Origin of the sequence: Cyanobium gracile UHCC 0281, from assembly GCF_034931305.1 — a bacterium.
Lineage (GTDB): Bacteria > Cyanobacteriota > Cyanobacteriia > PCC-6307 > Cyanobiaceae > Cyanobium > Cyanobium gracile_A.
Genome location: NZ_JAYGHY010000081.1, coordinates 1 through 9,502 on the forward strand (window position 1 = coordinate 1; position 9,502 = coordinate 9,502).

The following is a 9,502-nucleotide window of genomic DNA, read 5'->3' on the forward strand; positions in this document are numbered from 1 at the left end:
ACCAAGGCCCCCCGGGCAGCCCGCGCTGCCGCACCGGCCCGCCAGCCGCGGCGGACTCCCGCCACCACCGCCCGCTCCAGCGCCTCCAGCCCCAGCCGCCGCGGCAGCGGTGGCGCCGGCACCCCCCCCACGACCCCCACCACTCCCCGTACCCCCTCCATGGCCTCCACCATCCACGGCATCGCCCTCGGTCTGATCGAAACCCGTGGCCTGGTGCCGGCGATCGAGGCAGCGGACGCCATGACCAAAGCCGCCGAAGTCACCCTGATCGCCCGCGAGTTCGTCGGCGGCGGCTACGTCACCGTGATGGTGCGTGGTGAAACCGGTGCCGTGAACGCGGCCGTCAGGGCGGGAGCCGACGCCTGCGAGCGGGTGGGCGACGGCCTGGTGGCCGCCCACATCATTGCCCGTCCCCACAGCGAAGTGGAGCCTGCCCTGGCGGCTTCCGGCGTCGGCCGCAGGGGCTGATCCCCATGGACGCCGCCCATCCGCGCGTCCTCGGCTACCTGGGCCGCGCGTTGAGCCTGGAACTGTCCGCTGTGCAGCAGTACATGACCCAGGCCTCCCTTGTGGAGCTCTGGGGCGAGCTCGAGGCCGCCGAACGCTTCCGCCAGGAAACGGTGGAGGAACTGCGGCATGCCGAACGGCTGGTGCAGCGCATGCTCCAGCTGGGGGTGGCACCGGCCGCGTCCCAGCTGCGGCCGGTGGGCCATGCCGCCGATCTGGTCGGTCTGCTGCGCCTCGATGCCGACCTCGAACAGGATCTGATCCAGCACTACGCCGAAGCCACACGCTTCTGTCTGCTGATCGGCGATCACAACAATGAGGCCTTCTTCCGAACCCTGAGGGACGAAGAACAGCAGCATGGGGAGGTGCTGGCGGCCTGGCTGGACAGCCTGGGCAACGCCCAGTCCAGGTCCCTGCAAAGGGCCACCTTCTGACGTCCCTTCCATTGCCGGACACCCTTCCCCTGTCGATCCAGCTCAGCTGGCTGATCCCCCTCTACGGATTCAGCGGCATGGTGCTGTCGCTGCCATGGGCGACGGGCTGGATCAAACGCAACGGTCCGCGTCCGGCCGCCTACCTCAACCTGCTGGTCACCCTGCTGGCGGTGCTGCACGGCAGCCTCGTGCTGCGCGCCGTGCTGGCCCTCGGCCCCCAGCATCTCGACATCGCCTGGTTCGCGGCCGCCGACCTGGACCTTCGCATCGGTTTCGATCTCTCCCTCACCAACCTGGCGGCCCTGGAGCTGGTGACGTTCATGAGCCTGGTGGGGCAGGTGTTCGCCCTCGGCTATCTCGACAAGGAATGGTCCCTGGCGCGCTTCTACGCCCTGGTGGGGTTCTTTGAAGGGGCGATGGCCGGGGTGGTGCTGAGCAGCAACCTGTTCATGAGTTATTTCCTGCTGGAGATGCTCACCTTGTCCACCTATCTGCTGGTGGGCTTCTGGTACGCCCAGCCCCTGGTGGTGACCGCCGCCCGCGATGCCTTCCTCACCAAGCGGGTGGGGGATGTGCTGCTGCTGATGGGTGTCGTCACCCTGTCGGCCTGGGCCGGATCGCTGGAGTTCAACGACCTCTACGCCTGGTCGGCCCACCAGACCCTGCCGGCCCTGGGGGCCACCCTTCTGGGCCTGGGGCTGATCGCCGGACCGATGGGCAAGTGTGCCCAGTTCCCGATGCACCTCTGGCTGGATGAGGCCATGGAGGGTCCCAACCCGGCTTCGATCCTGCGCAACTCCGTGGTGGTCACCTGTGGTGCCGTAGTGCTGCTGAAGGTGATGCCCCTGCTGTTGATCTCGCCGGTGGCGATCGATGTGCTGCTGGCGGTGGGCACCATCAGTGCGCTGGGCGGTGCCCTGGTGGCCATCTCCCAGGTCGACCTGAAGCGGGCCTGTTCTTACTCCACCACCTCCTATCTGGGACTGGTGTTCGTGGCCATCGCCCTGCAGCAGCCCTTCATCGCCCTGTTGCTGCTCTTCTCCCATGCCCTGGCCAAGGCCGTGCTGTTCATGAGCGTGGGCAGCGTCATCGCCACCACCAACTGCCAGGACCTCACCGAGCTGGGCGGCCTTGGCTCCCGGATGCCCGCCACCACCACCGGATTCCTGGTGGGGGCGGCCGGCCTCACCGGCCTGCTGCCCCTGGGCTGTTTCTGGAGCTTCGGCCTGATGGTGGAGGGGCTGAGCTCCAGGGCTCCGTTCTTCGCCGCCGTGGTGCTGCTCACCAACGGCCTGACGGCCCTCAACTTCACCAGGGTCTATCGCCAGGTGTTCCTGGGGTCCCCCCACCCCAAGACCCGCCGGGCGCCGGAGGTGAACTGGCTGATGGCCCTGCCGATGGTGACCGTCGCGGTGCTGGTGCTGGTGACCCCCCTGGTGATGATTCGCATCGACCGGGTCCCCGGCATCGGGGCCTTCTCGAGCGTCACGGCCCTGGCGCTGGTGGGCAGCGGCCTGGGCGGGCTGCTGGCCGGCAGCCTGGTCCCGCTGGACACCTTCTGGTCCCGCTCCGTGCGCCAGCCCCTGCGGGTCCTGCAGGACCTGCTCGCCTTCGACTTCTACACCGACCGCATCTACCGGGCCACGATCGTGGCCTTCGTGGCCGGCCTGGCCCGGATCACCAACGGCTTCGACCAGCTGGTGGTGAACGGGCTGGTCAACCGCATCGCCGACGTCTCAATGGCCTCGGCCGAAAGCCTGAAGCTGGGGGTGAGCGGCCGGCTGCAGACCTACGTCTTCACCGTGGTGGCGGCGATCGTGCTGTTGGTCAGCAGCCTCGCCTGGCTGGGGAGCTGAACCGGAACCATGCTGAGCGCCCTGCTGCTGATTCCCTTCGCCGGCGCCCTCGGCCTGCTGTGCTGGCCCGGCGAGCTGGCCACCGAGCGCATCCGCCGCGCGGCCCTCGGCCTGCTGGTCCTGCAGCTGCTCTGGAGCCTGCGGGTGCTGCTGGCCTTCGATGTCAGCGATCCGGGCCTGCAGTTGCAGGAGTCCTTCGCCTGGGTCGACAGCATCGGCCTCGATTACCGGCTGGGTGTCGATGGCCTGGCCATGCCGCTGGTGCTGGTCAACGCCGCCCTCACCCTGGTGTCGGCGATCTGCACCCGCGATCTCAGCCAGCGTCCCCGCCTCTACTTCGCCCTGCTGCTGGGGATCAGCGGCGCGGTGAACGGGGCCTTCCTGTCAGAAAATCTGCTGCTGTTCTTCCTCTTCTATGAGCTGGAGCTGATTCCCCTCTGGCTGCTGATCTCCATCTGGGGCGGCGCCAACCGGGGCTATGCCGCCACAAAGTTCCTCATCTTCACAGCCATCTCGGGCTTCCTGATCCTGGGAGCCTTTCTCGGCCTCTCGCTGTTCACCGGCCAGGCCGATTTCGCCATCCACCCGGTGACCACGGCCCAGCTGGGCATGGGCACCCAGCTGACGCTGCTGGGGGCCCTGCTGATCGGCTTCGCTATCAAGATCCCGCTGGTGCCCTTCCACACCTGGCTCCCCGATGCCCACACCGAGGCCTCCACGCCGGTGTCGGTGCTGCTGGCTGGTGTGCTGCTGAAACTGGGCACCTACGGCCTGCTGCGCTTCTGCCTGGGGATGTTCCCGGAGGCCTGGGCGTTGCTCGCTCCCTGGCTGGCGGGCTGGGCGGCGGTGTCGGTGCTGTACGGCTCGCTGGCGGCCATCGCCCAGCGGGACATGAAGCGGATGGTGGCCTACAGCTCCGTGGGCCATATGGGCTACATCCTGTTGGCGGCGGCCGCCGCCACCCCCGTCAGCCTGCTGGGGGCCGTCTTCCAGATGGTCAGCCACGGCCTGATCTCCGCCCTGCTGTTCCTGCTGGTCGGCGTGGTCTACCGCAAGACCCGCACGCGGGACCTGGAGGTTCTGCGCGGCCTGCTCAACCCCGAGCGGGGCCTGCCCTTCACCGGAACGCTGATGATCCTGGGGGTGATGGCCAGCGCCGGCATGCCCGGCATGGCGGGCTTCATCTCCGAATTCCTGGTGTTCCGCGGCAGCCTCGCCGCCTTCCCGGTGGCCACCCTGCTGTGCATGGTGGGCTCCGGGCTCACGGCGGTGTACTTCCTGCTGCTGGTGAACCGGGCCTTCTTCGGCCGGCTGGCGGTGACCCCAGCCAGCGGCGATCCGGTGGCCGACTCCCGCCTCGACGTGCGCCTGCCGGCGGTGGCCCTGCGCGAAACCCTGCCTGCCCTGGCCCTGGCCAGCGGTGTGGTCGGCCTGGGGGTGCTGCCCTGGGGGCTGGGCAAGCTGAGCGAACAGGCCACCACCGCCATGGCCCAGTTGCCGGCTCTGGTGGCGGCGATCCAGGGCGGAGGGCTGCTGTCATGAGACCGATCCCCCGTTCCCCCAAGCCGCCCCTCACGTTCAGCGGCGGGTTTCCCTCCAGCGACGACCTGGTGGAAACCCTGCTGGCCGGACGCACCCTGCTGGCCGAGTCCCCCGATCACCTGAGTCAGGTGGTGGACGTGCTGGAGAGCTACGGGGAGGTGCTGGATGCCTACAGCATCAATCTGATTTACCAGGCCGAGAAGCAGTTCCTCAATCCCTTCCCGGTGTTCCGCTTCCTCGACGGTGACCACAGCCCGGCGAAGATCTGGCGCCATCTGCTGCACGACCGGATCAATTTCGAATATGCGGAGTACTGCCAGAAGGCGATGCTCTGGCACGGCACCGGTGGCCTCGATGCCTACCTCGACAGCGAGGCCTTTGCGGCCAACTGCGCCGCCATCGTCGCCCACAAGACCCGCCGCGACCCCCTGCTGGCGGCCCTCAACCCCCTGTTCCCCCAGTTCCTGAGCGAACTGATCCGCTCGGCGGCCACCACCCATGCCCTGGGCCAGTTCTGGCGGGTGATGAGTGATCTGTTCCTCGATCTGGCCCGGGCCGAGCGGGACGGGCGGGTGGACTCGATCGCCGCAGTGGTCACGTTCATCAAGGAGGGCCTGGTGGCGGCAGCCGGGGCACCGATCACCTACGCCGTGGAGATCGCCGGCACCAGCTTCTGGGTGCTCCCCCCCGAGGCGGGCCTCACCTTCCTGGTGGATGTGGCCGTGCCCTACGTCGAAGCGGTGTTCCTCCGCGGCACCCCGTTCCTGGGCACCGTGTCCTTCAACGCCCAGGCCCAGCAGATCTCCCCCGACCAGGCCCAGTTCATGTATGGCGCCCTCTACGCCGACCCGCTGCCCACCATGGGCTCGGGCATCCCGCCCAGCCTGCTGATGCAGGACATGTACCGCCACCTGCCCGACCGCCTGCACCGGACCTACCTGGCCGGCATCCGCGGGGCCGGGGACGTGCGGGTGAAGATCTGCATGACGTTCCAGAAGGCGATGTTCTGCGTCACCAACGCCGCCATCGCCGGCACCTTCCCCCATCCGCTCGACAGCGATGTCCCGGCGCAGCAGGCGGCCAACCGGGCCTACGCCGCCGCCTGGGCCGCCCGCCTCTGCGTGGCCCGCACCGACTGTCTCGACGATCCCGGCTGATCTAGGGTCGGGTTCATGGATCAGCCCTGGACCCGGCGGCCCCGACCCGATCGGCTTGAGCGCCGCATCGAGTTCGACGACTACGAACGCACCCGCACCTTTCTGGAGCGCCTGAACGGCCTCTCGGAGCAGGAGGGCCGCTTCCCCGACATCAGCTTCGGGCGCACCTATGTGAACCTGACGCTGCGCGCCGAAGCCGACGAGGACCCCATCGGCGAACCGGAGGAAATCTTCGCCAAGGCCATCGATGGGCTCCTCTAGTGACGACGCTGCCGACGCCGCTGGGGCGGCCGACTCCCAGGAAGCGACGCTGGTGGACCTGCGGGCGGCCTATGACGCCGCCGGCATCAAGGAGGGTCTCGACCAGCTCGACCGGGAACTGATCGGCCTGCGCCCGGTGAAGGCCCGGATCCGGGAGATCGCCGCCCTGCTGGTGATCAACCGGGCCCGCACCCAGGTGGGTCTCGACACGGCGCCACCCAGCCTGCACATGTCGTTCACCGGCCGGCCCGGCACCGGCAAGACGACCGTGGCGGAACGCATGTCGAAGATCCTGCACGGCCTCGGCTACGTGCGCAAGGGGCACGTGGTGACGGCCACCCGCGACGATCTGGTGGGTCAGTACATCGGCCACACCGCCCCAAAAACCAGAGAGATGCTCAAAAAGGCGATGGGAGGCGTGCTGTTCATCGACGAGGCCTATTACCTCTACAGGCCTGAGAACGAGCGGGACTACGGCGCCGAGGCGATTGAGATTCTGTTGCAGGTGATGGAGAACAACCGCAACGATCTGGTGGTGATTTTCGCCGGCTACAAGGAGCGGATGGACATCTTCTACCAGAGCAACCCGGGCCTTTCCTCGCGGGTGGCCAACCACATCGACTTTCCCGACTACTCCGCCAGCGAACTCCTGGCGATCGCCCAGCTGATCCTGGCGGCGGAGAACTACCGGTTCAGCCCGGAGGCGGGCGCGGCCTTCGCCGAGTACATCCAACGCCGCATGCAGCTGCCCTTCTTCGCCAATGCCCGCTCGATCCGCAACGCCATCGACCGGGCCCGCATGCGCCAGGCCAACCGGCTGTTCAGCGGCATGGGCCGGGCCCTCACCAAGACCGACCTGATGACGATCGAAGCCGACGACATCATCGCCAGCCGGGTGTTCCACGGCGAGGTGGAAGGGCTGGATCCAGCCCAGCCCCTCACCGGCGCCGGCTGACGTTCAGCGTCGCTGGCGGCAGGCGATCTGGAGCAGATCCCGCACCTGCTGCACGCGACGGGCCAGGGCGGGATCGCTGCTGAGCTTCTTCTCCACCTGCTCCACCGCATACATCACGGTGGAATGATCCTTGCCGCCAAAGGCTTCGCCGATGCGCGGCAGCGACAGGTTGGTGTTCTGCCGCATCAAGTACATCCCCACCTGGCGAGACTGACTGACGGCCCGTTTGCGGCTGGGGCTGAGCATCTCATCGATGCGCACTTCGAACACTTCGGACACCTTCTCCAGCACCTGCTGGGGAGTGACCGCCACCTCATTGCCGATCGGATCGAGCATCGGCGCCAGCGATTCCACCGTCATCGGCAGACCGGTGATCGAGGCGAAGGCCACCGCCCGGGTGAGGGCCCCCTCCAGTTCACGGATGTTGGAGGTGAAACGCCCGGCGATGTACTGGATCAGTTCCCGGGGCAGGGACACCTGTTCCGCCTCGGCCTTCTTGTGCAGGATCGCCATCCGGGTCTCCAGGTCGGGGATCTGGATGTCGGCGATCAGGCCCATCGAGAAGCGGGAAATCAGCCGCTCCTGAAGCTTGGGAATCTGGCTGGGGGGGCGATCACTGGCGATCACGATCTGGCGGCCGGCCTCATGCAGGGCGTTGAAGGTGTGGAAGAACTCCTCCTGGGTGTATTCCTTGCCCTCGATGAACTGGATGTCGTCGACCAGGATCAGATCGGCCGCCCGGTAGCGATCGCGGAAGGCCTGCATGCCGTCCTTGCGAATCGCCTGGATCAGGTCATTGGTGAAGGTCTCGGTGGAGACATAGAACACGCGGGCGTCCGGATCGATCTCCAGCCGGTAGTGGCCGATGGCCTGCATCAGGTGGGTCTTGCCCAGGCCCACACCACCGCAGATGAACAACGGATTGAACTCCCGGCCAGGGGCCTCGGCCACCGCCAGGGAGGCGGCATGGGCCATGCGGCTGTTGGCCCCCACCACGAAGCGGTTGAACACGTAGCGGGTGTTCAGGCCCGCCCCGAGGCGCAGGGGAGCCGGCACCGTCCGGGTGCCACCCCCCGCACCACCGGCCGGGCCTGCCGCCACGCGCAGGGGGGCCTCCACCAGAGGCTGCGGCAGCGTGTCGCCGTTCTCAGCGAGGACGTCCGGCAACGCGCCCAGGGGGTCGGCATCCAGGGCCACCTCCACTTCGACCCGCACCTGCCGTCCGGCGTGCTCGCTGGCCACCGCGGCGATCATCACCAGGTAGTTCTTGCGCAGCCAGCCGCAGGCGAAGCTGTTGGGGGCTTCGAGGCGCAAGAGGCCGTCGGCGAAATCCCGGCAACGGGCCTGACGGATCCAGGTCTCGTAGGTCGGTTTGCTGAGCCTGCCCTGAAGATCCTGGCTCACCCTGTGCCACAGCTGATCACCCTGCTGCACCAGGAGCCCACGACGCGATGGCCGAATATAGGCATCCCGGGCCCGGAGGTTCGTCTTTAATGAATCCTTCAGCGACGCCCGTCCGCCCCCGATGGTTCAGCCCCGTTTCCTGTCACGCCTCAGCCTCCTGGCGGCCACGGCAGGCCTGCTGACCTCCTGCACCGGCACCCGCCTGGCCCTCCCGGGCCTGCCGGGCCTGCCCAAGCCCGAGCAGCCCCGCATCAGCGATGCGGCACCGGCGCCGACGCTGCAGCCCAGCAGTTCCGTGATCGTCGATGCGGTCGAGAAAGCTGGACCGGCCGTGGTGCGCATCGACACGGTCAAGCGGACCGTGAACCCCCTGGGGGGGATCTTCGGCCGGGGTCCAGCCATCCAGCAGCAGCAGGGCCAGGGCTCGGGCTTCATCACCCGCTCTGACGGCGTGCTGCTCACCAACGCCCACGTGGTCGAGGGGGCCAGCGAGGTGAGCGTGACCCTGCCCGACGGCCGCAGCTTCACCGGCAAGGTGCTGGGGGCCGATCCCCTGACCGACGTGGCGGTGGTCAAGGTGGTGGCCTCCAAGCTGCCGGTCGCCACCCTGGGCGATTCCAACAAGGTGCGGCCGGGGGAATGGGCGATCGCCATCGGCAACCCCCTCGGCCTCGACAACACGGTGACGGCCGGGATCATCAGCGCCATCCAGCGCACCAACGCCGTGGGTGAGGGCCAGCGCGTGCCTTACATCCAGACGGACGCGGCCGTGAACCCCGGCAACAGCGGCGGGCCGCTGATCAACGACCGCGGCCAGGTGATCGGCATCAACACCGCCATTCGCCAGGCCCCTGGCGCCGGCCTGAGCTTCGCGATCCCGATCAACACCGCCCGGCAGATCGCCGCCCAGATCCTCGAGCGCGGCTATGCCAGCCACCCCTACATCGGCGTGCGCCTCCAGGCGCTCACCCCCCAGCTGGCCAAGGAGATCAACGCCACCACCAGCGAGTGCCGCCTGCCGGAGGTGAACGGCGTGGTGGTGGTCGAGGTGATGGCCAACAGCCCGGCAGCCCGGGGCGGGCTCAAGCCCTGCGACCTGATCGAGAAGGTGGGCGACAAGGCGGTCCGCAACGCCTCGGAGGTGCAGCTGGGCGTCGACCGGGGCAAGGTGGGCGATCCGCTGACGATCACGGTGCTGCGCAACGGCTCCAGGCAGAACCTCACCGTCCGCCCCGCCGAGCTGCCGCGCGAGGGTTGAGGCCGCCGCGGGGTCGGGGGACTGGACCACCCCAGCTGGTGATGCTGGCCCGCTGGCCGGCGCCGGGCCGCTGCAAAAGCCGCCTCGTGCCCGGGGTGGGCAGGGCCAGGGCCGCCACCATCCAGGCC

General features: G+C 68.4%; 9 protein-coding genes. 8 read left to right on the plus strand and 1 reads right to left on the minus strand.

All coding sequences use genetic code 11. From position 1 onward, the window contains the following. The 7 genes from VB739_RS15350 to cbbX all read left to right on the plus strand — a co-directional run. Positions 1–468: BMC domain-containing protein (locus VB739_RS15350; protein ID WP_323357899.1), on the plus strand; the 468-nt coding region annotated here is incomplete at its 5' end. 5 nt (positions 469–473) lie between these two features. Further along, entirely contained in the window at positions 474–941 is a 468-nt protein-coding gene (locus VB739_RS15355; protein ID WP_323357900.1) for a ferritin-like domain-containing protein, read from the plus strand. Positions 942–952: 11 nt separating this feature from the next. Beyond that, entirely contained in the window at positions 953–2,797 is a 1,845-nt protein-coding gene (locus tag VB739_RS15360) for an NAD(P)H-quinone oxidoreductase subunit F (RefSeq protein WP_323357901.1), read from the plus strand. 9 nt (positions 2,798–2,806) lie between these two features. Then, positions 2,807–4,339 carry an NADH-quinone oxidoreductase subunit M gene (locus VB739_RS15365; RefSeq protein ID WP_323357903.1) on the plus strand — a complete coding sequence of 511 codons (1,533 nt, stop codon included), beginning with the start codon at positions 2,807–2,809 and terminating at the stop codon, positions 4,337–4,339. Continuing rightward, positions 4,336–5,496, plus strand: a complete 1,161-nt coding sequence (locus VB739_RS15370; protein WP_323357904.1) for a CO2 hydration protein — start codon at positions 4,336–4,338, stop codon at positions 5,494–5,496. Before VB739_RS15365 ends, VB739_RS15370 begins: the two co-directional genes overlap by 4 nt. Before the next feature lie 15 nt (positions 5,497–5,511). Next, entirely contained in the window at positions 5,512–5,757 is a 246-nt protein-coding gene (locus VB739_RS15375; RefSeq protein WP_323357905.1) for a 4a-hydroxytetrahydrobiopterin dehydratase, read from the plus strand. Further along, positions 5,744–6,712 carry a CbbX protein gene (gene cbbX, locus VB739_RS15380; RefSeq protein WP_323357906.1) on the plus strand — a complete coding sequence of 323 codons (969 nt, stop codon included), beginning with the start codon at positions 5,744–5,746 and terminating at the stop codon, positions 6,710–6,712. The genes VB739_RS15375 and cbbX overlap by 14 nt, the downstream gene beginning before the upstream one ends. Positions 6,713–6,715: 3 nt before the next feature. Here the strand turns inward: cbbX and dnaA are convergent, their stop codons facing one another. Next, positions 6,716–8,146 carry a chromosomal replication initiator protein DnaA gene (dnaA, locus tag VB739_RS15385; protein ID WP_416233348.1) on the minus strand — a complete coding sequence of 477 codons (1,431 nt, stop codon included), beginning with the start codon at positions 8,144–8,146 and terminating at the stop codon, positions 6,716–6,718. A 91-nt stretch (positions 8,147–8,237) separates the two neighbouring features. Here dnaA and VB739_RS15390 point away from each other — a divergent pair, with 91 nt between their 5' ends. Then, a complete protein-coding gene (locus VB739_RS15390) occupies positions 8,238–9,374 on the plus strand; it encodes a trypsin-like peptidase domain-containing protein (protein WP_323357907.1) in 1,137 nt (378 codons plus the stop codon). Positions 9,375–9,502: the final 128 nt, after the last annotated feature.

What these genes read in the sequence shown, in the direction of transcription:
- VB739_RS15355 (WP_323357900.1), top strand. Translation starts at nt 474, where the DNA reads ATGGACGCCGCCCATCCGCGCGTCCTCGGCTACCTGGGCCGCGCGTTG.
- VB739_RS15365 (WP_323357903.1), top strand. Translation starts at nt 2,807, where the DNA reads ATGCTGAGCGCCCTGCTGCTGATTCCCTTCGCCGGCGCCCTCGGCCTG.
- VB739_RS15370 (WP_323357904.1), top strand. Translation starts at nt 4,336, where the DNA reads ATGAGACCGATCCCCCGTTCCCCCAAGCCGCCCCTCACGTTCAGCGGC.
- VB739_RS15375 (WP_323357905.1), top strand. Translation starts at nt 5,512, where the DNA reads ATGGATCAGCCCTGGACCCGGCGGCCCCGACCCGATCGGCTTGAGCGC.
- cbbX (WP_323357906.1), top strand. Translation starts at nt 5,744, where the DNA reads ATGGGCTCCTCTAGTGACGACGCTGCCGACGCCGCTGGGGCGGCCGAC.
- VB739_RS15390 (WP_323357907.1), top strand. Translation starts at nt 8,238, where the DNA reads ATGGTTCAGCCCCGTTTCCTGTCACGCCTCAGCCTCCTGGCGGCCACG.